Source organism: Neisseria sp. KEM232, assembly GCF_002237445.1.
In the GTDB taxonomy this organism is placed as follows: Bacteria; Pseudomonadota; Gammaproteobacteria; order Burkholderiales; family Neisseriaceae; genus Neisseria.
On sequence record NZ_CP022527.1, the window covers coordinates 1,985,026 to 2,010,727 of the forward strand.

24 protein-coding genes, 1 tRNA gene and 1 pseudogene are annotated in these 25,702 nt (G+C 57.3%); 6 read left to right on the forward strand and 20 right to left on the reverse strand.

What is annotated here, in order from left to right; translation table 11 throughout:
• The first annotated feature begins 19 nt into the window (after positions 1-19).
• Entirely contained in the window at positions 20-493 is a 474-nt protein-coding gene (locus CGZ77_RS09840) for a very short patch repair endonuclease (protein ID WP_009427155.1), read from the forward strand.
• On the opposite strand, the gene CGZ77_RS09845 is transcribed toward CGZ77_RS09840, so the two are convergent.
• The gene (locus tag CGZ77_RS09845; protein WP_009427156.1) at positions 437-1,510 is read right to left on the reverse strand and encodes a DNA cytosine methyltransferase; all 1,074 of its coding nucleotides are present in this window, start codon (positions 1,508-1,510) and stop codon (positions 437-439) included. The two genes, CGZ77_RS09840 and CGZ77_RS09845, sit on opposite strands and share 57 nt — an antisense overlap.
• A gap of 86 nt (positions 1,511-1,596) precedes the next feature.
• Between CGZ77_RS09845 and CGZ77_RS09850 the strand changes: the two genes are divergently transcribed.
• The 5 genes from CGZ77_RS09850 to CGZ77_RS09870 all read left to right on the forward strand — a co-directional run bounded on the left by CGZ77_RS09850 (position 1,597) and on the right by CGZ77_RS09870 (position 5,765).
• The gene (locus tag CGZ77_RS09850; protein WP_009427157.1) at positions 1,597-2,583 is read left to right on the forward strand and encodes a hypothetical protein; all 987 of its coding nucleotides are present in this window, start codon (positions 1,597-1,599) and stop codon (positions 2,581-2,583) included.
• An 18-nt stretch (positions 2,584-2,601) separates the two neighbouring features.
• Entirely contained in the window at positions 2,602-4,965 is a 2,364-nt protein-coding gene (gene pheT, locus CGZ77_RS09855) for a phenylalanine--tRNA ligase subunit beta (RefSeq protein ID WP_094031152.1), read from the forward strand.
• Positions 4,966-5,038: 73 nt separating this feature from the next.
• On the forward strand, positions 5,039-5,347 hold the full coding sequence (locus tag CGZ77_RS09860; RefSeq protein ID WP_009427159.1) for an integration host factor subunit alpha: 309 nt from the start codon (positions 5,039-5,041) through the stop codon (positions 5,345-5,347).
• The gene (locus CGZ77_RS09865; protein ID WP_009427160.1) at positions 5,325-5,660 is read left to right on the forward strand and encodes a hypothetical protein; all 336 of its coding nucleotides are present in this window, start codon (positions 5,325-5,327) and stop codon (positions 5,658-5,660) included. Before CGZ77_RS09860 ends, CGZ77_RS09865 begins: the two co-directional genes overlap by 23 nt.
• 28 nt (positions 5,661-5,688) lie before the next feature.
• Positions 5,689-5,765: transfer RNA gene (locus tag CGZ77_RS09870), tRNA-Pro, on the forward strand.
• Positions 5,766-5,866: 101 nt separating this feature from the next.
• Here CGZ77_RS09870 and CGZ77_RS09875 read toward each other — a convergent pair.
• The 19 genes and pseudogenes from CGZ77_RS09875 to CGZ77_RS09965 form a co-directional block, all read right to left on the reverse strand.
• A pseudogene (locus CGZ77_RS09875) lies at positions 5,867-6,073 on the reverse strand (transposase); the annotation flags it as partial.
• Positions 6,074-6,191: 118 nt separating this feature from the next.
• Positions 6,192-8,297, reverse strand: a complete 2,106-nt coding sequence (gene fusA / locus CGZ77_RS09880; protein WP_009424947.1) for an elongation factor G — start codon at positions 8,295-8,297, stop codon at positions 6,192-6,194.
• 18 nt (positions 8,298-8,315) lie between these two features.
• Positions 8,316-8,789, reverse strand: a complete 474-nt coding sequence (rpsG, locus tag CGZ77_RS09885; protein ID WP_009424946.1) for a 30S ribosomal protein S7 — start codon at positions 8,787-8,789, stop codon at positions 8,316-8,318.
• Positions 8,790-8,897: 108 nt separating this feature from the next.
• Positions 8,898-9,269, reverse strand: coding sequence for a 30S ribosomal protein S12 (gene rpsL / locus CGZ77_RS09890; RefSeq protein ID WP_003783497.1), 372 nt, complete (start codon positions 9,267-9,269; stop codon positions 8,898-8,900).
• Between the two features lie 217 nt (positions 9,270-9,486).
• A complete protein-coding gene (gene ftsZ / locus CGZ77_RS09895) occupies positions 9,487-10,722 on the reverse strand; it encodes a cell division protein FtsZ (protein ID WP_009424944.1) in 1,236 nt (411 codons plus the stop codon).
• 143 nt (positions 10,723-10,865) lie between these two features.
• Entirely contained in the window at positions 10,866-12,113 is a 1,248-nt protein-coding gene (gene ftsA, locus CGZ77_RS09900) for a cell division protein FtsA (protein WP_009424942.1), read from the reverse strand.
• A gap of 46 nt (positions 12,114-12,159) precedes the next feature.
• Positions 12,160-12,906 (reverse strand): cell division protein FtsQ/DivIB, encoded by a 747-nt coding sequence (locus CGZ77_RS09905; RefSeq protein ID WP_009424941.1) that lies wholly within the window; start codon positions 12,904-12,906, stop codon positions 12,160-12,162.
• Positions 12,896-13,807, reverse strand: a complete 912-nt coding sequence (locus CGZ77_RS09910; protein WP_009424940.1) for a D-alanine--D-alanine ligase — start codon at positions 13,805-13,807, stop codon at positions 12,896-12,898. Before CGZ77_RS09910 ends, CGZ77_RS09905 begins: the two co-directional genes overlap by 11 nt.
• Before the next feature lie 158 nt (positions 13,808-13,965).
• Complete coding sequence (gene murC / locus CGZ77_RS09915) at positions 13,966-15,375, reverse strand: UDP-N-acetylmuramate--L-alanine ligase (RefSeq protein ID WP_094031153.1); 1,410 nt, start codon at positions 15,373-15,375, stop codon at positions 13,966-13,968.
• A gap of 262 nt (positions 15,376-15,637) precedes the next feature.
• Positions 15,638-16,708: an undecaprenyldiphospho-muramoylpentapeptide beta-N-acetylglucosaminyltransferase gene (gene murG / locus CGZ77_RS09920; RefSeq protein ID WP_009424937.1), complete on the reverse strand. Its 1,071-nt coding sequence runs from the start codon at positions 16,706-16,708 to the stop codon at positions 15,638-15,640.
• 3 nt (positions 16,709-16,711) lie between these two features.
• A complete protein-coding gene (gene ftsW, locus CGZ77_RS09925; protein ID WP_094031154.1) occupies positions 16,712-17,875 on the reverse strand; it encodes a putative lipid II flippase FtsW in 1,164 nt (387 codons plus the stop codon).
• A 143-nt stretch (positions 17,876-18,018) separates the two neighbouring features.
• The gene (murD, locus tag CGZ77_RS09930; RefSeq protein WP_094031155.1) at positions 18,019-19,356 is read right to left on the reverse strand and encodes a UDP-N-acetylmuramoyl-L-alanine--D-glutamate ligase; all 1,338 of its coding nucleotides are present in this window, start codon (positions 19,354-19,356) and stop codon (positions 18,019-18,021) included.
• A gap of 62 nt (positions 19,357-19,418) precedes the next feature.
• The gene (locus CGZ77_RS09935) at positions 19,419-20,009 is read right to left on the reverse strand and encodes a DUF4760 domain-containing protein (protein ID WP_009424934.1); all 591 of its coding nucleotides are present in this window, start codon (positions 20,007-20,009) and stop codon (positions 19,419-19,421) included.
• 59 nt (positions 20,010-20,068) lie between these two features.
• Entirely contained in the window at positions 20,069-21,151 is a 1,083-nt protein-coding gene (gene mraY / locus CGZ77_RS09940; RefSeq protein ID WP_009424932.1) for a phospho-N-acetylmuramoyl-pentapeptide-transferase, read from the reverse strand.
• Positions 21,152-21,263: 112 nt separating this feature from the next.
• Positions 21,264-21,431 (reverse strand): hypothetical protein, encoded by a 168-nt coding sequence (locus CGZ77_RS12305; RefSeq protein WP_009424931.1) that lies wholly within the window; start codon positions 21,429-21,431, stop codon positions 21,264-21,266.
• A gap of 25 nt (positions 21,432-21,456) precedes the next feature.
• Positions 21,457-21,852, reverse strand: coding sequence for a hypothetical protein (locus CGZ77_RS09950; protein WP_157058093.1), 396 nt, complete (start codon positions 21,850-21,852; stop codon positions 21,457-21,459).
• A 38-nt stretch (positions 21,853-21,890) separates the two neighbouring features.
• On the reverse strand, positions 21,891-23,258 hold the full coding sequence (gene murF, locus CGZ77_RS09955) for a UDP-N-acetylmuramoyl-tripeptide--D-alanyl-D-alanine ligase (protein WP_009424929.1): 1,368 nt from the start codon (positions 23,256-23,258) through the stop codon (positions 21,891-21,893).
• A gap of 42 nt (positions 23,259-23,300) precedes the next feature.
• Positions 23,301-24,131 (reverse strand): hypothetical protein, encoded by an 831-nt coding sequence (locus tag CGZ77_RS09960; RefSeq protein ID WP_009424928.1) that lies wholly within the window; start codon positions 24,129-24,131, stop codon positions 23,301-23,303.
• A gap of 66 nt (positions 24,132-24,197) precedes the next feature.
• Positions 24,198-25,694 carry a UDP-N-acetylmuramoyl-L-alanyl-D-glutamate--2,6-diaminopimelate ligase gene (locus CGZ77_RS09965; RefSeq protein ID WP_094031156.1) on the reverse strand — a complete coding sequence of 499 codons (1,497 nt, stop codon included), beginning with the start codon at positions 25,692-25,694 and terminating at the stop codon, positions 24,198-24,200.
• Between the last annotated feature and the right edge of the window lie 8 nt (positions 25,695-25,702).

The window sequence follows — 25,702 nt, forward strand, 5'->3', positions numbered from 1 at the left end:
TTTCAGACGACCTATTCTGATGGACAGACTGACCGCCGAACAACGCCGAAAATGTATGCAGGCCAACAAAAGCAAGGGCACGAAACCCGAGCTTCTGCTGGCTAAGGCCATGTGGAAACTCGGGCTTCGTTACCGGAAAAACAGCAAAACCGTTTTCGGCAAGCCGGATTTCAGTTTTAAAAAATACAAAGTCGCCGTATTTGTGGATGGAGAGTTTTGGCATGGCAAAGACTGGGAAAAGCGCAAAAACGACATCAAGAGCAACCGGGAATTTTGGCTTGAAAAAATCGAACGCAACATACGGCGCGATGCCGAAGTAACAGGCCGTCTGAAAGAAGAGGGTTGGACGGTGTTTCGGTTTTGGGGAGGAGATGTTGTGAAAAATGCCGAAATACCCGCCCGAAAAATTTCAGGCTGCATTTCGGCAAAGCAGTGTTTAAAGCAGGGGAATGATGTTTTGGGCAATACTGCGGATGACGTTTACTGCGACTGAATTGCCGAACTGTTTGTAAAGCTGAACGTCCGACACACCGCGCTTTCTGGCTTTTTCTACTATTTCATCAGGGAATCCCTGCAACCGTGCGGCTTCCAGCGGGGTAAGTTTGCGGGGGTTGGCATTTTTCTGTTCGATCAGGATTTCCGATCCGTCTTTGTAGTAGCGTGCGGAAATGGTGTTGGTATAGTCAGATTGGGCATTAAACAAACCATACCCGAAACCGTTTCCTTTTTGCCGATGTTCGGCCTTCCGCCGCAGGTGTCCCTGCCAGAGTTTGTCTGAAATAGTGTATTTGGGGTCTGGGTTTTTTTCCAAAATGTCCCCCACGCTGACGGTTTTGGGTATCGGCTCGGGAAATTTGAACTGTTCTGCATCCTGTTCGGACAGGAATCCGACGATATAGATGCGTTCGCGGTTTTGCGGCAGGTTGAAGTCCTTTGCAGCCATCACTTTGGCACTGACGGTGTAGCCGAGAGCGCTTAGGGAATCGTAAATAGTTTTGAAAGTCCGCCCCTTGTCATGCCCTTTTAATCCCTTTACGTTTTCCAAAAGAAAGGCTTTCGGACGTTTTTGGCGGATGATCTCCTCGATATGGAAGAACATTGTCCCGCGTGTGTCGGTAAAACCTTTTTTCAGCCCTGCCTGACTGAACGGCTGGCAGGGGAAACCTGCCAGCAGTAGGTCGAAATCAGGGATTTCAGACGGCGTGATTTGGGTGATGTCGCCGTGTGGAACGTCGCCGTAGAACGCGTGATAGGTGGTTTTGGCGAATTTGTCGATTTCCGAGCTGAATACGCATTGTCCGCCTGCTTCTTCAAACGGCAGCCTGATGCCGCCGATGCCCGCAAACAGGTCGATAAAACGAAATGGCGGGTTTTGTACCGGCTTCGTTTTCCTAAAGCTGGAATACAGTTGGAATTCGATGAATTCTTGGATATTGAGCTGGTTTGATTTGCAGTGTGCAACCAATTTGTTGTGAAGGGTGTCGTCCAGTTTGATGTGTATCTGCTTCATATCAGGGTGTAAAAATGTACCAAATTGCGCACATTTTATTTTTTACCCGAGATTTTGCCAAGTAATTTTTGAAATTGGGTCTCTTAATGAAATGCATAGAAAATATCGTATTGCAGCCTGAAGCCGAATGTGAATGGGATGATTTGGAAGAAACCGAAGGTTTTTACCGTCCGCTTTATGCGTTGCTTTATACCGGATTGCCAAATCACGGAAGATTGATGTCTCTGGATTGGGATGATTTCAAAGAAAGGGCAGAAGGTTTATACAACGCATTATCCCCCGAAGTACAAAGGAGGCTGAGAAAATCTGTTGGCACTGCTCCTGCAGACTACAGAAAGAATCCCCATCAAAAATTGGCTTGGATGTTTGCAAACCGATTTCCTGCTTTTGGTGCGGTGCTGAAACACGTCCATTTGAATGCGGATATTCTGCTGAAAACAGTAGCTCTTCTAATGGAAGAAGATGTTGGTGCAGAAAACTTTATCCGCTTTAAAACCAAAATTGACGCATTAAACCGACTGGCTTGGACAAGAACTCAGACGGATTCCGAATCTCAAAGCGGCGTTTCCAATCTGGGTACAATTTCTGAAACCTTATTGGAAAGGGCATTGGCAGATTTGATTGACGGCAGCCGTTTTTTCAAAACCAGTAATCAGGAAATCCAGTCTTACGGAGATTTTGTCCTGATGTGTCTGCCCAACAATCTGTGGTTGTCGGTAAAGTCGAACTATGCGCGGGAGAGACTGCTTGCATCCGGCTATACGACAGATATTCTCGGTGTCGGTTTCTTTACTGATTACAGAGAATTTACCAGCAAGGCAAAAATCCGCAATTTTCAAAGGGTCGGATTTTTGGCTATGTATCTGCCGGATGTTCCGGTTTCCCGAGATCAGCAGGAAGCAGAAATAAGTACTTATGAAGAAGTCAGAGAATTTTATCAGCGGCAGAATCATGAAATGCCAAAGAATATCAACGGTACAGATTTTCTGAGACCTTTGTCAGGTCTCTATAACGATTTGGCAGCATTGCTTGAAGAAGAAAATATCCAAAACAGGACAACCATCAAATTTTAAATCCGAAAGAGTAAAACCATGCAATTCTCCTACTCCTGGCTGAAAACCCAAGCCGATACCGAACTTTCTGCCGATAAGCTGGAACATCTGTTAACCATGTCCGGCTTGGAAGTGGAAGAAGCCGAGACTGCCGCGCCTGCGTTTGCAGGTGTGGTGATTGCCGAAGTGAAATCCGTTGAAAAACATCCTGATGCCGATCGTTTGAACGTTACTCAAGTTGATGCGGGTACGGGTGAGTTGGTGCAGATTGTGTGCGGTGCGCCGAATGTGAAAGCGGGCATCAAAGTGCCGTGTTCGCTGCCGGGCGCGGTGTTGCCGGGCAATTTCAAAATCAAGCCGACCAAGATGCGCGGGGTGGAATCGAACGGAATGTTGTGTTCTGCCAAAGAGTTGGGCTTGCCCGATGATGGTGTGGACGGCCTGCATGTCCTGCCTGCCGATGCGCCCGTCGGTGCGAACATCCGCGATTATCTGGATTTGGACGACACGCTGTTTACGCTGAAAATCACGCCCAACCGCGCTGATTGCTTAAGCATCAAGGGCATCGCCCGCGAAGTGGCGGCGCTTACCGGCTGTGAATTTGCGCCGACTGTGATTCAGACGGCCTCTGTCAGCAGCGGCAAAACCCAGCCCGTGCGCATTGATGCACCGGCCGACTGCGGCCGCTTTATTAGCCGTGTGATTGAAAATGTCAACGCGCAGGCCGCCACGCCCGCGTGGATGCGCCAACGGCTTGAGCGCAGCGGCATCCGCAGCATTTCCGCGCTGGTGGACATCGGTAATTATGTGATGCTGGAAATCGGCCAACCGATGCACGTTTTCGATGCCGACAAAATTTCAGGCAGCATCATCGTGCGCCGCGCCGAAAACGGTGAAGTGCTGGAATGTTTGAACGAAAAAACCGTTACGCTGGCCGACAATACGTTGGTGATTGCCGACGAAAAAGGCGCGTTGAGCATCGCGGGCATGATGGGCGGCGCGGCCAGCGCAGTTTCAGACGGCACGCGCAATATCGTGCTGGAAGCGGCGTGGTTTGCGCCGGCCGTTATTGCGGGCAAATCGCGCCAATACGGCTTCGGCTCGGATTCTTCGTTCCGCTTCGAGCGCGGCGTGGACTACCGTTTGCAGGCCGATGCGATTGAGCGCGCCACCGAATTGGTATTGCAAATCTGCGGCGGCCAGGCGGGCGAGATGGTCGAAGCGCTGGGCGAATTGCCGTCTGAAAAACGCGTATCCGTGCGCTTGGATCGCGTGGCCAAAGTGTTGGGCGTGGACATCGCCGCCGAACAGGTCGAAACCATTTTGCGCACGCTCGGTTTGCAGCCTGAAAAAACCGCCGACGGCTTTCAGACGACCTCGCCGAGCTTCCGTTTCGACATCGAAATCGAAGCCGATTTAATCGAAGAAATCGGCCGCGTGTACGGCTACGAAAACATCCCCGACGATGCCACTTCAGGCAGCCTGAAAATGCTGCCGCTGCCCGAAACCCGCCGCCCGCGCTTTGCCGTGTACAACGAAATGGCCGCGCGCGGCTACCGCGAAGTGGTCAGCTACGCCTTTGTCGATGAAGCGTGGGAAACCGATTTTGCCGCCAACGCCAACCCCATCCGCTTGCAAAACCCGCTGGCGGCGCAATACGCCGTAATGCGCTCGACGCTGGTGGGCGGCCTGGTCGAAATCCTGCAAAACAATTTAAACCGCAAGCAAAACCGCGTGCGCATTTTTGAAATCGCCCGCGTGTTTGCCAAAGGTTCAGACGGCCTGTTTGCGCAAAACGAGCGCATCGGCGGCCTGTGCTACGGCGCGGCCATGCCCGAGCAATGGGGCGAAAAAACGCGCAACGCCGATTTTTACGACATCAAGGCCGATGTAGAAAACCTGTTGAAAAACAGCAAAATCGAGTTTGTCAAAACCGCCCATCCCGCGCTGCACCCCGGCCGCGCCGCCGAAATCGTTTCAGACGGCCGCGTGATTGGTTTTGTCGGCGAGCTGCACCCCAAATGGCTGCAAAAATACGACCTGCCGCAAGCGCCGCTGGTGTTTGAAGTCGATATGGACGCGGTTTTGCAGCGCGAGAAAACCCGCTATCAGCCCGTGTCCAAATTCCAGGCCGTGCGCCGCGATTTGGCCTTTGTACTGCCCGAAAACGTGTCCTACGCCGAACTCGAAAGCAGCCTGAAAACCGTTTCCAGCCCGCTGGTGCAGGAAATCGCGCTGTTTGACGTCTATCGCGGCACCGGCCTGCCCGAAGGCATGAAGAGCATGGCGGTGAAAGTACTCTTGCAGGACATGGAAAACACACTCACCGACGAAGCCGTCGAACCGGTAATGGCCAAGCTGGTGGACGCGGCGGCGGCTGTGGGGGCACAATTGCGTGCTTAATCTATTGAATATGTTTTGAAATCTGAGCGGAAATTGGTAAAATCCGCGTCCGTTACAATAAAAAGGTAAGCAAATGACACTGACTAAAGCCGAATTGGCCGATATTTTGGTCGATAAAGTAAGCAACGTAAGCAAAAACGACGCAAAAGAAATCGTCGAACTTTTTTTTGAAGAGATCCGCAGCACTTTGGAACGCGGCGAGGAAATCAAGATTTCGGGTTTTGGCAACTTCCAGCTGCGCGACAAACCCCAGCGTCCCGGCCGCAATCCGAAAACCGGCGAGGAAGTACCCATCAGCGCCCGCCGCGTTGTGACTTTTCATGCCAGCCAAAAATTGAAAGGCATGGTGGAGCATTATTATGACAAGCAGCGCCAACGTTGATTTGCCCCCGATTCCGGCGAAACGCTATTTCAGTTTGACCGAATTGTGCGAGCTGGCACAGATCAGTCCGAAGCAGTTCGCACAATGGCAGCAGGAACACGGCATTGTGGTGGGCTACGGTGCGGATCACTATACCCGTGCGGATGTGGTGAAAGCCAGAAAGCTGCGGGACACTTTCGCGCCGTTTGTCGATGTGTTCAACCATAACGGGTTGGATGCGGACGGTCGGCCTGCCGCTACGGCGGAGGAAATCAAAACGGGCTTGACTGCTTTGTCGGATAAAATCGAAAAAGCGCTTGCCGGAAACGGTTAAGCTCTATATAATGCGCAGCTTTCCAAGTCGGAGTGTGGCGCAGTCTGGTAGCGCACTTGCATGGGGTGCAAGGGGTCGAAGGTTCGAATCCTTTCACTCCGACCAAAAAATTAAAAAACAGCCGTTTCAAGCGGCTGTTTTTTGTTTCTGTATTTTGCGGGATTTCGTACTTTTCTCTTTTATGTAGGGGCTGTACTAGATAAGCCCTAAATTTCACACCACCGACGCAGCACTTTAAGCTGCTCGGAGGGTGTGCCAAAGTTAAAACGGAACTCGCATTCTTTCAAGAAAAGCGGGAAAGATTTACGGTCGATTCCATTGTATTTGCGCAGTACGCGCTTTGCCTGATTCCAGAAATTTTCAATGCCGTTGATATGGTTCTGTCTGTCGGCAAACAGCTTGCTGTGATTAATGCTGCGTTCGAATTTTTCCTTAGCCATGAGCTAATTCCTTTACAAATAAAGATCACAAAGAACAAAGGCCGTCTGAAACGGATTCCAGAATCTTCAGACGGCCTGGCGGGGTACCGAATCAGCCTTTGCGGGCTTCGGTTACGGCTGCGGCCACATGGGCGGGCGCTTCCGCGTATTTTTTAAACTCCATGGAGTAAGTGGCGCGGCCTTGGGTGGCAGAACGCAAATCGGTTGAGTAACCGAACATCTCCGCCAAAGGCACTTCGGCACGGACTTTTTTGCCGCCGATACCGTCGTCGTCCATACCCAATACAATGCCACGACGACGGTTCAGATCGCCCATTACGTCGCCCATGTACTCTTCGGGAGTTTCCACTTCCACTGCCATAATCGGCTCGAGGAGAACGGGGTTGGCTTTTTTCATACCTTCTTTAAAGGCCATGGAAGCAGCCAATTCAAATGCGATCTGCGAAGAGTCCACATCGTGGTACGAACCGAAGGTCAGGCGGACACGGACGTCGACAACAGGGTAACCGGCAACAATACCGTTAGACAGGGTGTCGCGGATACCTTTATCTACTGACGGAATGAATTCACGCGGAATCACACCGCCTTTGATCTCGTCGATAAATTCGTAGCCCGCACCGCCCGGTTCCAACGGCTCCATTTTGATCACAACGTGACCGTACTGGCCTTTACCACCGGACTGTTTGACGTGTTTGGCTTCGGATTCGACTTCTTTGCGGATGGTTTCGCGGTAGGCCACCTGAGGCGCACCGATATTGGCTTCAACACCGAATTCGCGCTTCATGCGGTCTACAATGATCTCCAAGTGCAGCTCACCCATACCGGAAATAATGGTCTGACCGGATTCTTCGTCCGTGCGCACACGGAAAGAAGGATCTTCCTTAGCCAAGCGGTTCAGGGCAATACCCATTTTCTCTTGGTCGGCCTTGGTTTTCGGCTCGACAGCAATGTGAATCACCGGCTCGGGGAATTCCATGCGTTCCAAAATAATGGGAGCGTTTTCGGCACACAGGGTTTCGCCTGTAGTTACATCTTTCAGGCCGATGGCAGCGGCAATGTCGCCTGCGCGGACCTCTTCAATCTCCGTACGGTCTGCGGCGGTCATCTGCACCAAACGGCCGATGCGCTCGCGTGTGCCTTTTACGGAGTTCAATACGTTGTCGCCCGATTTGACAACACCGGAGTAAACGCGGATGAAGGTCAATTGTCCGACATATTTGTCGTTCAGCATTTTGAACGCCAACGCAGAGAACGGAGCTTCATCGGCAGCCTGACGGTTATCGGGTTCTTCGCTGTTGGGATTAACGCCCTGTACCGGCGGAATGTCGGTAGGTGCAGGCAGCAATTCGACAACGGCATCCAGCATACGTTGCACACCTTTATTTTTAAAGGCAGAACCGCACAACATCGGCTGAATCTCGCCTGCCAGAGTGCGCTGACGCAAAGCACCAACGATTTCTTCCTCGGTCAGCTCTTCACCTCCCAAGTATTTGTCCATCAATTCTTCATTGGCCTCTGCTGCGGCTTCGATCATGTTTTGCCGCCACTCTTCAGCGGTATCGACCAAATCGGCAGGAATGTCGCCATATTCGAAAGTCACGCCCTTATCGGCTTCGTTCCAAATGATAGCTTTCATTTTCAACAGGTCAACGACACCTTCGAAACCGTCTTCCGCACCAACGGGAATCACGATCGGCACGGGATTGGCGCGCAGACGGGTTTTCATCTGTTCGACAACACGGAAGAAATTGGCGCCTTGACGGTCCATTTTATTTACAAAGGCCAAACGCGGAACTTTATATTTGTTGGCCTGACGCCATACGGTTTCAGACTGGGGCTGAACGCCGCCCACAGCACAGTAAACCATAACGGCACCGTCCAGCACGCGCATGGAACGTTCTACTTCGACGGTAAAGTCCACGTGTCCCGGAGTGTCGATAATGTTAAAACGGTGCTCAGGGAACTGCTTGGCCATACCTGACCAGTAGGAAGTTACGGCAGCGGACGTGATTGTGATACCGCGCTCCTGCTCTTGTTCCATATAGTCGGTAGTAGCCGCACCATCGTGCACCTCGCCCAATTTGTGGGTCAGCCCGGTATAAAACAGGATACGTTCGGTAGTAGTGGTTTTACCTGCATCGATATGCGCGGAAATACCGATATTGCGATACAGGTTAATTGGGGTTTTACGAGCCATTTTTTCAGCCTTTCAAATTTAGAAACGGAAATGGGAGAAGGCTTTGTTGGCTTCGGCCATGCGGTGTACTTCTTCGCGTTTTTTCATTGCGCCGCCACGGCCTTCGGAGGCATCGATCAATTCGCCCGCCAAGCGCAGATCCATTGATTTTTCGCCGCGTTTGCGTGCGGCATCGCGCACCCAGCGCATTGCCAAAGCCAATCTGCGTGAAGGTCTGACTTCAACAGGGACTTGGTAGTTCGCACCACCGACACGGCGGCTTTTCACTTCCACAACAGGCTTGGCATTGGCAATAGCTTCATTGAAGACTTCAATAGCTTCTTTGCCTTGTACTTTTTTAGCGATTTGCTCAAGCGCGCCGTATACGATGCGCTCGGCAACGGCTTTTTTGCCGTCAATCATCAGTACGTTCATAAATTTGGTCAATTCAACGCTGCCGAACTTAGGATCGGGCAATACGTCGCGCTTGGGGACTTCTCTACGTCTTGGCATTTCAATTCCTTTAACTATTCAGTCGGGGACTTGCCCCATGAATGCCCATCGGGACATCCACTTACTCGGCCGTTTCAATTTAGGCGGCCGACGTGCCTTTCAATATCCTTACTTAGGACGCTTCGCACCGTATTTGGAACGGGCTTGTTTGCGGTCTTTCACACCGGCAGTATCCAAAGAACCGCGGACGGTATGGTAACGGACACCCGGCAAGTCTTTTACACGACCGCCGCGAATCAGAACGACGCTGTGCTCTTGCAGGTTGTGGCCTTCACCACCGATATAGGAAATCACCTCAAAACCGTTGGTCAGGCGCACTTTGCAGACTTTACGCAAAGCGGAGTTCGGTTTTTTCGGAGTAGTAGTGTACACACGGGTACAAACACCGCGTTTCTGCGGACATGCTTCCAGTGCGGGCACTTTGTTTACGTACACGGGCTTTTTACGGCCTTTGCGTACCAATTGGTTAATAGTAGGCATACTTTCTTTGTCCTGTTGAAATGAAAATATTTGCCGGCACCATGCCGACAAGAGCGGAATTATAGTAGCAAGGCAAACATACGGTCAAGAAAGGCTTTGACAGCCGGATACATCGAACATCTGAACAGATGCGGATTTTCCACACAAAAAGGCCGCCTGAAAAACGAAATCTTTTTTCAGACGGCCTCATCACAACAAGCAGACTGCAAATTAATTTTTAAGATTTGTCAGCCATTCTGCCGCGGCGGATAACCGCAGGAATCTCCAAATCGTCCAATACGCGCTGATCGGACAAATCGGGACCGGTCAGGTTCATATTGCGGACTTCACGCCCCGAAGTAACCACCCCTGCAATATTGGAAAAATCCGCATCCGCAGAATCGCCCGACAAGCCGTCGAGATCTTCACGCACCGCATGCTGGCGGCGCGCAGACGGCGTCCGACCGTATTGAGCCGCAGGAGCCTGGGGAGCAGAGTAGTGGTTATTTTCCTTCAAACCTGTGGCGATGATGGTGACGCGGATGGCGTCTTCCGGCATGTTTTCGTCTTCGGCCGTGCCGTATTTGCGCTCCGAGTCCGGGTGTGCGTAATCGTCGATTACGCGCATGATTTCACGGTATTCCGACATTTTCAGACAGCCCGGTGCGGTAGTGATATTGACCAGCACGCCGCGCGCACCGTCCAAGCTGACATTATCGAGCAGCGGACTGGAAATCGCCTCCTCGGTCGCCAGGCGGGCACGATCGACACCCTGCGAAGCCCCCGAACCCATCATAGCCATACCGGTAATGCCCATCACGTTTTTCACGTCGGCAAAGTCCAAATTGATAAACCCGGGACGGGTCACAACCTCCGAAATCCCCGCTACTGCCGCATGAAGTACGTTATCGGCCGCCTGAAATGCCTCGCGCACGGTAACGTCTTCGCCCAACGCGGTCATCAGCTTGTCGTTCGGAATGACAATCAGCGAATCCACCTGACTTTTCAGATGTTCCAAACCCTGCTGGGCGATATGGATGCGCTTGCCTTCGTGCTCGAAAGGACGGGTTACCACGGCAACGGTCAGAATGCCCATTTCCTTGGCAATTTCCGCCACCACCGGTGCTGCGCCGGTACCCGTACCGCCGCCCATACCGGTTGTAATAAACAACATATTGGCGCCGCGCACGGCCTCGGTAATGGCTTCGCGCTCTTCCAAAGCGGCTTCGCGGCCGACTTCGGGATTAGCTCCCGCACCGAGGCCTTTGGTGAGATTGGTACCCAACTGGATACGTTTGGGCGCGTTATTTTTGCTCAAAGCCTGCGCATCGGTGTTGGCACTGATGAATTCGACACCCTGAATGGTGTTTTTAATCATGTTGTTAATGGCGTTGCAGCCGCCCCCGCCGATACCGATTACCTTGATAACCGCAGGGCTTGCGGCGGAATCCACTACATCGTAAACCAAATCCATTAAAACTACTCCTTTGCGCCCTGTTCGGGACGGCATACTCTGAACAAATACTGCGGATTATATAAGAAGCCGCATAATCTTAGCAAAAAACCTGCGGCGGACGCAGCCTGCCGCCTTATCGGCAGCAAACGGGCATCAGCGGACTAAAAATTGTTGCGCAGCCATTCTTTAATCTTGGCCAGCAAGCCTTCGCCTTCCTCTTCGTGATAAGACACCGAACCACCTTCGCCGCCGGCTTCCACATCGCCGCGTGCGGCATAGAGCAGGCCGATAACGGTGGCGTTGCGCGGATTGCGGATGCGCTCGGACACGCCGGGCATTTCGGGCGGCACACCGACACGGGCGGGCAGGCCGAAAATATCTTCGGCCAGATCGACGATACCGTTCAACATGGATGCCCCGCCGGTCAGCACTACGCCGGAAGTGAGCATGTCTTCATAAAAGCCGCTGCGGTGCAGTTCGTGCAGAGTCAGTTCCAAAATTTCCTCGACGCGCGGACCGATAACGGTGGCGAGGCCGCGCCGTGCGATTTGGCGCGGCTGGCGGTCGCCCACGCTGGGCACTTCCACCATTTCGTCCAAATCTTCGTCTTCCAGATCGGGATGCGCCACGCCGTGGTGGATTTTGATGTATTCGGCGGCGGCATACGGCGTACGCAGAGCCTGTGCCAAATCGCTGGTAATCAAATCGCCCGCCACGGGTATCACGGCGGTATGGCGGATGGCGCCGTTGGTGTAAACGGCAATATCGGTGGTGCCGCCGCCGATGTCGATAACGCACACGCCCAAATCTTTTTCGTCTTCGGTTAAGACGGCCTGACCGCTGGCCAAAGGCTGGAGCATGATTTGCTCCATTTCCAGGCCGCAGCGGGTAATGCATTTTTGGATGTTTTGCAGCGCGGTGACCGCGCCGGTGATGATGTGGACGCGGGTATCAAGGCGTACGCCGCTCATGCCGATGGGGTCGCGCACGCCGGGCTGGTTGTCGATGATGTATTCCTGAACCACGGTATGCAGGATGCTGTGGTCGGGCGGGATGTTTACCGCCTTGGCGGTTTCGATGGCGCGGTCGATGTCGGCCTGCGTCACCTCGCCGTCTTTGATTTTCACCACGCCCTGCGAATTGAGGCTGCGGATATGGTTGCCCGCGATGCCTGTGGTAACGCTGCCGACTTTGCAGTCGGCCATCAGTTCGGCCTCGCCGACAGCCTGTTTAATCGCCTGGGCGGTCGCGTCGATATTGGTGACCATGCCCGCCTTGAGGCCGCGCGAAGGCGCCTGACCGATGCCGACGATATGGATTTCGTTGTCCTCCTGCACTTCGCCGATCAGGGCGATAACCTTGGAGGTGCCGATATCAAGGGCGCTGATATAGTGTTTGTCTTTTGCCATATGTAAATTCCAGTCCTGTTTTTAATCTTATCCGAATCTTTTCCGCTCAATCGTTTTCAGACGGCCTTTCGGCAGCGTCTTCGCTGTGTTCCGCTTTTTTCAGTCTGACGGCAAAACCGTCTTTGTAACGCATGTCCACATAATCCAATCTGTCCGCCTGCGCCGCCAGCAGCTCAGGCCATGCCTTGGCGAAGCGCCGCAGCCGTTCGCGCTCCTGCTCGCGGCCGAGGCGGACGGTCACGCCGTTGTCCAGTTCGATTTCCCACGCCGAGCGCGGCGTATAGGACAGCACGGCAATACCGAGTTTCTGCCCCGCCAGGTCGCGGCGGAACATAGCCAGATGTTCGACCATGGTTTTGCCCGCTCCGGCTTGCCCTCGGAAACGCGGCAGTTCCGTGTCGTCGTCCACAGCCGCGCGGAACACTTCGCCTTCGCTGTCGACCAAGCGGTTTTCATCCCAATGGGCAACGGGTACGCGCTCGGTCAGGTGGATGTCCACCGTATCGGGCAGGCGGCGGCGCACTTCGGCGGACGCTATCCACGGCATACGGGAAAACGCGGCCTGTGCGCCGTTCAAGTCGGCGCGGAAAATATTGCCGCGTATGTAGCGCCGCGCAATTTCTTGCAGTTGCGCGCCGTCGGCATACTGCAAACTGCCGTCGATGTTGACTTTTTTAATCGGGAAATACGGCGAACGGTAGAACCATACGGCTGCCGCACCGATCAGCATGACAAAAACGGCAAAATAAAGCCAGCCGCTGACGCGGCGCATGGCCTGCGCGTTATTCCACATAGGCGGTTTTCAAAATCTCGATGCACAGCTGCGGGAAATCCATGCCCGCCTGCGCCGCCGCTTTGGGTACGAGGCTGTGCGAGGTCATACCCGGCAGGGTGTTGGCTTCCAGCAGATACAGGCGGCCGCTTTCGTCTTTGAGGAAGTCGATTCTGCCCCAGCCGCGTCCGCCGACGGCGTCGAACGCGCGCACGGTCAGTTCTCGCATGAGTTGTTCGTCTTCGTCCGACAAGTCCGACGGGCAGAGGTAAACGGTATCGTCGCGGTCGTATTTCGCTTCTTTGTCGTAAAACTCGGTGGCGGGGATGATGCGCACGGCAGGCAGCGCATGGCCGCCGATGATGCCGCAGGTATATTCGCCGCCGCCGATGAATTTTTCGGCGATGATTTCGCCCTTGTACTGTTTCAGCTCGCGATACACGTCTTTCAGACGGCCTGCTTCTTTCACCTTCACCACACCGACGCTGCTGCCTTCGTTGGCGGGTTTGACAAACAGCGGCAGGCCGAGCTTGGCTTCCACGGCGGCAAAATCGCTGTCGTCGCGCAGCACTTCGTAATCGGGCACGGGCAGGCCGAGGCCTTTCCACAGGAGCTTGCAGCGGTATTTGTCCATCGCAACGGCGGAGGCGAGAACGCCGCAGCCGGTGTAGCGGATGCCGAGGGTTTCGAGCGCGCCCTGCACCGTGCCGTCTTCGCCGAATATGCCATGCAGGATATTAAACGCGCAGTCGAAGCCCTGCGTTTTCAATTCGCCCAGCGGCGTTTCTTTCGGGTCGAACGCATGGGCGTCGACGCCTTTTGCGCGCAGGGCGGCCAATATGGCGCGGCCGCTGTCGAGCGAGATTTCGCGTTCGCTGGAAAAGCCGCCTGCCAGCACGGCCACTTTGCCGAAATTCTGCATATTTCTGTCTTTCGTTTGTTGCCTGTCGGCAGCCGCTCCGATACGGGCGGCATTGCCGGAATGGTTGGTTCGCTTTTCAGACGGCCTTGTGCCTGACTGCCGCTCTGAGGCCGTCTGAAAAAGAGAAAACGTGCTTCAACCGTGTTGAAGCTTGGTTTTCAGACGGCCTCTTTCGCCCGCTCTGCCAATGCGGCGGGCACTTTGTTGATGCTGCCCGCGCCCATGTTGAGCAAAACGTCGCCGTCGCGCAGCACGGTGTCCAGCAGCATGGCGGGCAATTCGTTCGCGTCGGCGCAGTAGAGCGGCTCGACTTTGCCGTAGGCGCGGACGTTGCGCGCCAGCGCGCGGCTGTCTTCGGGCAACGGGTCTTCCCCTGCGGCGTATACGTCGGTGAGCACCAGCGCGTCGACGGTGTTGAGCACTTTGCTGAAATCGTCGAACAAATCGCGCGTGCGGGTGTAGCGGTGCGGCTGGAAGGCGAGGACGAGGCGGCGTCCGGGATACGCGCCGCGCGCGGCTGCAATGGTGGCGGCCATTTCGGTGGGGTGGTGGCCGTAGTCGTCGATAAGGAGGGCGCTGCCGCCTGCTTTCAAGGGAATGTCGCCGTAGCTTTGGAAGCGGCGGCCGACACCGCCGAAACCGGCCAGCCCCTGCTGCACGGCTTCGATGCCGACGCCGCATTCCAGCGCGATGCCGACGGCGGCCAGCGCGTTGAGGACGTTGTGGCGGCCGGGCAGGTTGAGGGTGACGTCGAAATCCTGCCGCTGGTGGCCTTTCATGCGCACATGGACGGTGAATTTCATCTGTGCGCCGACGCTTTGCACGTTGTCGGCGTAAATATCGGCGGTGTCGTCGAAGCCGTAGGTGGCGTAGGGTTTGCTCACTTTGGGCAGGATGGCGCGGACGTGGGCGCTGTCGGCGCACAGAAAGGCTTTGCCGTAGAAAGGCATGCGGTGGATGAAGTCGATAAAGGCCTGGTGCAGTTTGTCGACGCTGTGGCCGTAGGTGTCCATATGGTCTTCGTCGATATTGGTGACGACGGACATCAGCGGCGTGAGATAGAGGAAGGAGGCGTCGGACTCGTCGGCTTCGGCGACGATGTAGCTGCCTTTGCCCAGCCGCGCGTTGGTGCCTGCGGCGGTGAGTTTGCCGCCGATAACGAAGGTGGGATCGAGGCCGGCGGCGGCGAGCACGGAGGCGGTGAGGCTGGTGGTGGTGGTTTTGCCGTGCGTGCCGGCGATGGCGATGCCGTCTTTGAAACGCATCATTTCGGCCAGCATCAGGGCGCGGGGGATAACGGGAATCTGCTGCGCGGTTGCGGCGGCCACCTCGGGATTGTCTTTTTTGACGGCGGTGGAGGCGACGACGACATCGGCGCCCGCGATGTGTTCGGCGGTGTGGCCGGGATAGACGCGCACGCCCAAATCGGACAGGTGGCGGGTCACGGCGCTTTGCGCCTGGTCGGAGCCGGAGACGGTGTAGCCCTGGTTGTGCAGCACTTCGGCTATGCCGCACATGCCCGAGCCGCCGATGCCGACGAAATGGATGTGTCTGACTCTGTTTTTCATGATGGTGTTCCGTATGCTTTTCAGACGGCCTCCTCAGGGCGGACAGGCCGTTTGCGACGGGGCAAAAGCGCAAACGGGTGCGGGATTTCCGAAAAGCGTAAAAGGGGCGGATTGTAAAGTTTTTGCCGCACCTGCGCCATGCGCGGCGAAGTAAAAACAGGTTTTTCCGCCGTTTCAGACGGCCTCGATGTCCCGCCTGCGCGAAGGTCTGTCAGGCCGTCTGAAAGCGGGGCTGCGGCATGGCAAAACCTAAAACGGATGTTTACGCGCTTGCCGCCGCCACGGCCGCTTCGGCCACTTTGTCGGCGCTGTCGGGATTGGCGAGGCGGCGGGCGTTTTGTGCCCGATGCAGGCATTGTTCGCGCGTGAGGCCGCCGAGGATGTCGGCGAGTTTGGCGGCGGTGAGTTCGGGTTGCGGCAGCAGCAGCGCCGCGTCGGCCTGCACCATAAAGCGGGCGTTGGCGGTTTGGTGGTCGTCCACCGCGTGCGGATAGGGCACGAGCAGAGCGCCGACGCCTGCGGCGGTCAGCTCGGCGATGGTGAGCGCGCCGGCGCGGCAGATAACGAGGTCGGCATCGCGGTAGGCGGACACCATATCGTCGATAAATTCGCTGCATTCGGCTTCGACGCCCGCGTTGCGATAGGCCGTCTGAAGCGCCTGCAATTTGCCGCGTCCCGACTGGTGGCGCACCTGCGGACGCTGTTCGGGCGGCAGGGCGGCAAGGGCGGCGGGCACGGTTTCGTTCAGCACCTGCGCGCCGAGGCTGCCGCCGACAACGAGGATTTTCAGACGGCCTTCCCTGCCCGCAAAGCGCGCTTCGGGCGCAGGCAGGGCGGCGATGTCGGCGCGCACTGGGTTGCCGACGAGGCCGCCCGCTTTGTCGAAGGCGTCGGGAAAGGCGTACAGCACACGGTCGGCTGCTTTCGCCAACAGGCGGTTGGACAGACCTGCCACGGCGTTCTGCTCGTGGATAACGACGGGCACGCCGCAGAGTTTGGCCGCCGCGCCGCCCGGGAAGGTGACGAAGCCGCCGAAGCCGATTACGCAGGCGATATTGTATTTTTTAATCACGGCGCGGGCGGCGCGCACGGTTTGCAGCAGAGTGAAGGGCAGCAGCAGCTTGCGTTTGAGGCCGTTGCCGCGCACGCCTTTAATCGCCAGCGTTTCCAGCGGGATGCCGTGCTGCGGCACGAGCCGCTCTTCCATCGAGTCGCGGCTGCCGAGCCAGACGACTTGGTGGCCGCGCTCCCGCAACGACTGCGCCACGGCCAGCGCGGGGAAAATGTGGCCGCCCGTGCCGCCGGCCATCAGGAGAAATGTTTTCGCACCCATGTTTTATCCTTCCACTTTGTAACCGCGCATTTTCAGGCGGTTTTCGTAATCCGCGCGCAGCAGCAGACCCATGCTCACCAGCATGACGACCACCGCCGAGCCGCCGTAGGACACCAGCGGCAGGGTCAGCCCCTTGGTCGGCAGCAGGCCGATGTTGACGCCGATGTGGAAAAAGCTCTGCACGCCTATCCACAGGGCGATGCCGTAGGAGACGAAGGAGCTGAAAAACAGCCCGAGATCGCGCGCCTGTTTGCCGATGGAAAACGCCCGCCACACCAGCCAGCAGTAGCAGAACACCAAAAGGCACATACCGAAAAAGCCCCATTCTTCGCTGATAACGGCGAAGATGAAGTCGGTGTGCGCCTCCGATTCGGTGAGGAAAAAGCGTTTGTCCAAACTCGCACCCGGCCCCGTGCCGAACCACTGGCCGCGCGCGTTGGCAATCAGCGAATGGGTAAGCTGGTAGCCCTTGCCCAGCGGGTCGCGGAAGGGGTCGAGGAAGGAGGTGACGCGCTCCATGCGGTAGGGCGCGAGCAGAATCGCCATCACCAGCCCCAAAAAGCCGAAGGACACGGCGGTGAAAAACCATTTTTTCGGCAAATCGGCGAGAAACAGCATGCCCAGCGCAATCAGCGCGGCCACCACCGTCGCGCCCAAATCGGGTTCGAGCAGAATCAGGCCGAGGCCGCCGCCGATAACGACGGCGGGGAAAATCAGGCTTTTGAGTTCTTTGAGCACTTCGGCGCGGCGGTTGAAAAAGGCGGCCAGATAGAAAATCAGCACCAGCTTGTAGCTTTCGCTCGGCTGGTAGCTGAAAAAGCCGAGGCTGATCCAGCGTTTGGCGCCGTTGATGTTGCGGCCGACGAATAAAATCAGCAGCAGAACCAGCGTATTGGCCAGCAGCAGGTGCAGCGAATAGCGGCGCCAGAACGACATTTTCACGGTGCAGGCCAAAAGCGCGGCAAAGGTGCCGCCGCCGACAAACACGGCCTGTTTGCGCACCACCTGCCACTGGTCGCCGTCGTAGCCCGCCCAGGCGATGGAGGCGGAATAGACCATCAGCAGGCCGAAGGAGACCAGGAGCACCAGCATCCACAGCAGCGACTGGTCGAATTTGTCGCCGTTTTTCAAGATTTTGCGGTCGAGCAGTTTGGATTCGTTAATCATGTTTCCGATACTTCATACTTCAAAATTTTTCTTTCAGACGGCCTTGCAGCGAAAGAGGCCGTCTGAAAAGGCGGGACCATGTTTTCAGACGGCCTGTCATACTGCACCCGACGGCCGCCCCGCGCCGAGACGCCGAGCGGCTTCTACAAGCCCTGAAACGCTTCGACAAACACTTCGGAGCGGTGGGCGTAGTTTTTAAACATATCCATGCTGGCGCAGGCGGGGCTGAGCAGCACAATATCGCCGCTTTGCGCCCGGGCATAGGCCGTCTGAACGGCCTCTTGCAGCGTGGCGCAGTCGATCAGTTCCACATCCGCGCCCGCCAAATCGCGGCGTATTTGCGGCGCGTCGCGGCCGATGAGCAGCACGGCTTTGGCCTTGCCGCGCAACACGTCGGCAAGCGGCGTAAAGTCCTGCCCTTTGCCCAAGCCGCCGAGTATCACAAACAGCGGGTTTTGCAAACCGTTAACCGCGGCGGCGGTGGCGCCGACGTTCGTGCCTTTGGAGTCGTCGATAAACGTGATGCCGTTTTTCTCGCCGATTTTTTCCACGCGGTGCGCCAGCCCTTTAAAGGTTTTGACGTGCGGCAGCAGCGTGTCGCGCGGGATGCCGACGGCTTCGCACAAGGCCAGCGCGGCCATTACGTTGGCGGCGTTGTGCAAACCCTGCAAAGGAATGTCGGCAATGTCGATGAGGCCGTCTGAAGCCGCTTTCAGACGGCCTGTGTCGCGGTCAAACCAATAATCGGCCTGATTTTCCAGCGAAAACCATTTCACATCGCGGCCGGCGCGTTTCATGGCGCGGCAGAGCGCGTCGTCGGCGTTGAGCACCTGCACGCCTTCGCCGCGAAAGATTTTGTCTTTGGTGTGCGCGTAGTCGAGCAGGTCGTCGTAGCGGTCGAGATGGTCTTCGGAAATATTGAGCACGGCGGCGGCGGCGGGGCGCAGGCTTTCGGTGTTTTCAAGCTGGAAGCTCGACAGTTCGAGCACCCACACATCGGCCTTTTTGCCGCCGCGCTGCATTTCGGCTTCCAAAACCGGCGTGCCGATATTGCCCGCGATTACGGTATCCAAGCCGCTTTGTCGGCACAAATGGCCGACCAGACTCGTTACCGTGGTTTTGCCGTTGCTGCCCGTGATGGCGATAACCTTGTCGCCGCGCGCGTTGAGAATGTGTGCGAGGATTTCCACGTCGCCCAACACGCGCCCGCCGTTTTGCTTGAACGCGGCGATGTCGTCCTGCCGCTCGCTGATGCCGGGGCTGAGGGCGAGGATGTCGAAACCGTGTGCCAGCGCGTCTTTCAGACGGCCTCCGTAGCACTCAATGCCTGCGAAACGGGTTTGTAATTCGGAGGCGCGCTCGGCCGACAGTTTTTCATCGTAAGCCGCCACGCTTGCGCCCTGCGCGTGCAGATACGCCAACATAGAAAGGCCGCTGCCGCCCATGCCGGCGACGAGGATTTTTTGGTTTTTCCAGTTCATTTTGCAATCTCTTTCAGGGGTTTCAGACGGCATCAGTCAAACGTTAAAGGACGTCTGAACGATTAGGCTTGCGCCGCCCATTGTGCGGCCAGCGTACCGAAGGCTTGGGCGTAATTCGGGTCGTAGCGGCGGCGCGCTTGGATGTAGTTTTCCAGCCGCCGGTAGTCGGCAGTGAGGGCGCGGCGGCGGATAAGGCGGTAGGCTTCGGGTTCGAGCAAGCCGTTTAACACGGCTTCGGCGGCGGCGTTGCGCGATTCGATAACGGTGCGGATATGGCCGCTGTTTTCGAGATATTGGCGCAACAGGGCTTGCGCGGCTTCGGTGTCGGCGGCGGTGTAGCTTTGGCTGCCGTCTGATCGGCGCGTGGCGGAGATGTTTTGGGCTTGGCCGTGGTGCGCGAAAAAGGCGGCGATGTCGGCATACAGGGCGAAATCGTGCTGCGGGTCGGCGGCGGCCGCGTCGAGCCAGCGGCGGGCGGCGTAGAGGTGCGGGTCGGCGTTTTCGGTTTCGATAAAGCGCAGGGTGAAGTTGTCGAAGGTCTGCCGCGAGGAGTGGCGGGTGTTTTGGTAACCGGTGTAGGCAACGATGGCGGCGATGCCGACGGAAATCACGGCGGTGAGGTCGGCGAGGGCGAGGGTTTCGGTAAGCTGCATGGTGTTTCAGACGGCCTTCGGGGTTTCAGACGGCCTCTGGGGCCGTCTGAAAAGACAAATCAGCGGATTTTCAGCGTGCTCAGGCCGACAAGCACCAAGACGATGGTGATGATCCAGAAGCGGACGACGACTTGGGTTTCTTTCCAGCCTTTTTGTTCGTAGTGGTGGTGGATGGGCGCCATCAGGAAGATGCGTTTTTTGGTGCGCTTGTACCAGCCGACCTGCAACATCACGGACACGGCTTCGACAACGAACAGGCCGCCCATGATGAAGAGGACGATTTCCTGGCGCACAATCACGGCCACCGTGCCCAGCGCCGCGCCGAGCGCCAGCGCGCCCACGTCGCCCATAAACACCTGCGCGGGATAGGCGTTGAACCACAAAAAGCCGAGGCAGGCGCCGCACATGGCTGCGCAGAACACGGCCACTTCGCCCGCGCCTTTGACAAAGGGCAGTTGCAGATAGTGGGCGAAATCGTAGTGGCCGGAAACGTAGGCGAAGACGGCAAGGCCGCCCGCCACGAGCACGACGGGAAAGGCAGCGAGGCCGTCGAGGCCGTCGGTCAGGTTCACGGCGTTGGACGTGCCGACGATCACGAGATAGGTGAGGATAACAAAGCCCAGCCCGCCCAGCGGATAGGCAAACTGTTTGAAAAACGGAATGAGCAGCTCGCCCGAGGCGGGCAGCTTCACGACATAAAACAGCGTTGCACCCGCTGCGAGGGCGACGGCCGACTGCCAGGCCATTTTGAATTTGGCCGACACGCCGTTCGGGTCTTTGTAGACGACTTTGCGCCAGTCGTCGTAAAAGCCCAGCGCGCCCGTGGCGAGCAATACGCCCAGCAGTATCCAGACATAGGGGGTTTCCCATCTGCCCCACAGCAGCACGGACACGGTGATGGCGGTGAGGATGAGAGAGCCGCCCATGGTGGGCGTGCCGTTTTTAATCAGATGGGTTTGCGGCCCGTCGGTACGCACGGCCTGGCCGACTTTGAGTTCGGCGAGTTTGCGTATCGTCCAGGGGCCCAGAAGCAGCGAGAAAACCAGCGCGGTGAGCGCGGCCATCACGGCGCGGAAGGTGGTGTATTGGAAAACATTCAGCGCGGAAAACCAGCCGCTGAAATGCGAGAGCCAGACAAACATGGGGCTTCCTTTTGTTTATTGCTTGGGTTGTGTGTTTTTGGGTGTGTGTTTTTTGGTGTGTGTTTCAGACGGCCTGTGCGGCGGATAATCCGATAATCGGGTCAACCGACGCCTACGGCCGCGCCGTCACGCACAGCGGCGGATAGCCCGGCCGCACGCTGCCGCCGATATCGCGGCAGAGGTCTTCGTACAGAAACGCCTGCGCGCGCATACCGGCGTAAAACATGCCCAACAGGGCGGCGGTCAGCAGCAGGATTCTGCCCGTTTTGGCTTTGTCCATCGTTGTCCTTTCTTTTTCAGACGGCCTATTTGAAATAATCTTCGGGCATCAGGAAATACAGGCACACCATCACCGAAGCAAAGGCCGCCACATCCAGCCACGACATCCACGGCTGCCACGGATAAAGCCAGTGGCGCAGGGTGTTTTCGGCGATAAAGGCCAGCCCGCCGAGCAGCCCGATGCGCCGCGCCCAATCGCGCCCGCGCCACAGGCCGTAGGCCACCGCGCCCATCGCCAGCGAAAACAGCAGCGGCTCGGCCACGGAAACGGCAAACCAGCCCGTGCCGATGGTGCCCTCTATCGTTTTGCCGTCCAGCTCCGTGCGCTCGTGCCACAGATAAATCGCGGTGTTCAGCGGCCACAGCACGGCCGTGGCGGCCACCACGCAGACGATAAACTGCAAAAGCACGGGTCTTTTCATCGTTGTTTCCATTAAGCCGTATTGAGCCGCAGCAGCTTTCAGACGGCCTCTTTCTCTTCCAGCGCCCCGACGACTTCTTCCATTTCCATAAAGCGCGAACCCTTCACCAAAACGCTCGCGCCCTCGGGCAGGTTGTATTCCAGCACCTGAATCAGCGGGTCTTTGGCGGCAAACCACAAGCCTGCCGCGCCGAAAGTTTCCGCCGCTTCCACGCTTTCGTCGCCGACAAAATATGCCGCTTCAATGTCCTTGTCGCGGGCGTACGCGCCGACTTCGGCGTGCATCGCGGCGGCTTCGTCTTCGCCCAACTCGCCCATGTCGCCCATCACAAATACGCGCGGCGCGGGCAGCGCGGCCAGTACGTCGATGGCGGCTTTCATGCTGTCGGGGTTGGCGTTGTAAGTGTCGTCAATCAGCGTCGCGCCTTTGATGCCGCGTTTGACTTTCAGACGGCCTTTGATATTGCTGAAATCTTTCAGGCCGTCGGCCACTTCCTGCAAACTCAAACCGGCGGCCAGCGCGAGCGCGGCGGCAGCGGCGGCGTTGTGGACATTGTGGCGGCCGGGCACGGGCAGCGACACGGCGGCGCGATCATTGCCGCACACTAAATCAAATGCGCACGAGAGCGGTTTCAACACAATGTTTTGCGCGTGCACGCCGCCTTTGTCCACGCCGAAAGTCTGCTGTTTGTGCGCGGCAGAGGCCGTCTGAAAAACCGATGCATTGGCATCTTCGCAGGGAATCAAGGCCAAACCGTCTGCGCCCAAACCCTGATAAATCTCGCTTTTGGCACGGGCGATGTCGGCCGTGCCGTCGAAGCCGCAGCCGACATGGGCGCGCAGGGCGTTGTTGACCAGCGCGGCATCGGGCTGGGCGATTTGTGTCAGCACCGCCAGCTCGCCGAAATGGTTCATGCCCATTTCAATTACGGCATAGCGGTGGTTTTCGTTTAATTTCAACAGCGTGAGCGGCAGGCCGATATGGTTGTTGAAATTACCCGCCGTCGCCAGCACCGCCTCTTCGCCGAAACGGCGGCGCAACACGGCGGCCAGCATTTCTTTCACGGTCGTCTTGCCGCCCGAGCCGGTGATGCCGAACACAAACGGATTCACGTTTTTGCGCCACGCGTGTGCGAGCGTCTGCAAGGCTGCCAGCGTGTCGCCCACAAGCAGCGCACCGCGCAAACCGGCGCAGTCTCCGCGCGACACCACCGCCGCCGCCGCGCCTGCGGCCGATACGTCTGCCGCAAAATCATGGCCGTCGAAACGCTCTCCCTCAAGCGCGAAAAACACATCGCCCTCACGGATGTCGCGGCTGTCGGTAACAATGCGCGACACGGCGCGGTTTTCCGACGGCAGCGGCAGATTGAGGGCTTGGCAGATGAAGTTTAGGTCTAGTGGTTTCATGGTTTGCTTGGATTTTGGGTGGATTGTCGGTTTCAGACGGCCTTAGCTGCCGAATTTGCCGTACTGCTGGTAATCGGAAAAAACAAGGACGACGGTTTTGCCGTTTTTGCGGTAGGGGTAGTACAGGGTGTAGTTGCCGCCGTCGGCACGGAAGCGGCTGCCTTCGCGGCCGGCGAAGGCTTGTTGCAGGTAGGCGCGGTCGGCGGGGTCGGTGGTGTAGACGTGGTCGATTTTGCGCACGGTTTTGACGTTGTCCCGCTCTTTGGCGGTGAAACCGTCGGCGGCGGGCTGCATGTCGGCTAGGTTGCGGTAGCTGTCGGCCTCGTCGTAAAAGGCCAGGTAAACGGGTTTGCCGCCGATGGTGTCCGGCGTGATCAGGAAAACGTTGCGAAAGGCGGTGTTTTCCTTTTCCATCAGTTTGAGCGTGTCGGCCGTTTGCAGGATGTAGGGCAGATCGAAGCGGTAGTCGGCCAAAGAAGCCGTGTCGCCGCTTTGCACGATGCGCTCGGCCGATTGCAGCAGAATCCGCTGCTTGCGCTGTTCGGAAAGGTAGTTGCCGCCAAACAGCAGCGCGGCCAGCAGGGGAAACAGAGCCGGCAGCAGCCACGCCGTTTTTTTGCCGCCCGCCACCGCCGTTTCCTGATTGCGCTCGGCAATGCGGGTCAGGTTCAGCATGATGTTGAGCATCAGCGCGCCCGCCATCAGGGCGATGATGCCCAGCACGCTCATGGCGAACATTTCGGTGATGTGTTCGCGAAACACTTTGAGGCCGAACACCTGCGCCAGTATGAAGGCAAACACCCAGTACACCAGCAGCAGCACCGAGACGATGCCGATGATATTGCTGAGTTTGACCAGTTTTTTCATGTTCATTGCTGACTCCTGTTTTCAGACGGCCTCCGCCATAAGAAAGGCCGTCTGAAAAGGGTTTTGCAGCTTTCAGACGGCCTTTTTGCTTTTACTGCCGTTTGCCAGCGCCGCTTGGGCAATTTCAAAGTCGGAAAAATGGTGTTTCACGCCCTGCACGTCTTGGTAGGTTTCGTGGCCTTTGCCGGCAATCAGGATGATGTCGGCACTTGCGGCGTGCTGCACGGCAAATTCGATGGCGGCGCGGCGGTCGGCTTCGACACGCTCGGGCGCGGATACGGCGGGCAGGATGTCGGCGATGATGTCGTTAGGATTTTCCATGCGTGGGTTGTCGCTGGTGACGACGACTTTGTCCGCACCCTGCACCGCCGCCGCGCCCATCAATGGGCGTTTGCCCCGGTCGCGGTTGCCGCCGCAGCCGAACACGCACCACAAGGCCGCGCCCTGCGGTTTGATTTCCTGCAGGGTGGCGAGGGCTTTTTCCAGCGCGTCGGGCGTGTGGGCGTAATCGACCACCACCAGCGGCTTGCCGCTTTCGATGATGCAGTCCATGCGGCCGGTGGCGGGGCGGATTTGCGCGAGCGCGGCCAAGACTTTATCGAGCGGATAACCGTCGGCACACAATACGCCCACGCAGGCGGCGAGGTTTTGCGCGTTGAACCGCCCCAAGAGGCGGGTTTTGACACTGCCTTTGCCCCACGGCGTGTCGAGGGCAACTTCCATGCCGTCTGAAGCGGCGGCAAACCCTGTGATGCGGATGTCGGCTTGTTCGCCGAAACCGTAGCCGTACACGGCCAAATCGGGGCGGTCGGCTTTCAGACGGCCTATCAACTCTGCGCCGTAGGGGTCGTCTGAATTAATCACGGCGTGTTTCAGGCCGCGCCAGTAAAACAGGCGTGATTTGATTGCGCCGTAGGCTTCCATTGTGCCGTGGTAGTCGAGATGGTCGCGCGTGAGGTTGGTAAACACGGCCGTCTGAAAAGCCGTACCGTTGACGCGGGCTTGGTCGAGGCCGTGGCTGGACACTTCCATCGCGGCGGCGGTTGCGCCCTGTTCGCGGAAACGGTGCAGCAGGGTTTGCACTTCCACCGGCGCAGGTGTGGTGTGGGTGGTGTCTTCGAGCGCGCCCCAAAAGCCGTTGCCCACCGTACCGATAATCGCGGTTTTGTCGCCGAGCAAATCTGCCGCCTGCGCGAGCCATTGGGTAATCGAGGTTTTGCCGTTGGTACCGGTTACGCCCCAGACTTTGAGGCCGTCTGAAAGGTTGCCGTACACTTGCGCGGCGAGGATGCCCGCGCGGTGTTTCAAGTCTTTGATGCCCTGATTGGGCACGTTCCACTCGGGATTCCATTGGAACGCGCCGTCGTCGTCCCAAAACACAAACGCCGCGCCATTGGCAATCGCGGCGGAAATGTAGCTGCGGCCGTCTGAATATTCGCCCTGGCAGGCGACGAAAATATCGCCGCGCTTGATTTGGCGGCTGTCCGAATGCAACAAACGCCCTGCTGCGTTTTCACACAGCAGAGGCGGAAAGCCGGTTTCCACCGGCGGGTTCGAATCGCTGAACATGATGGCTG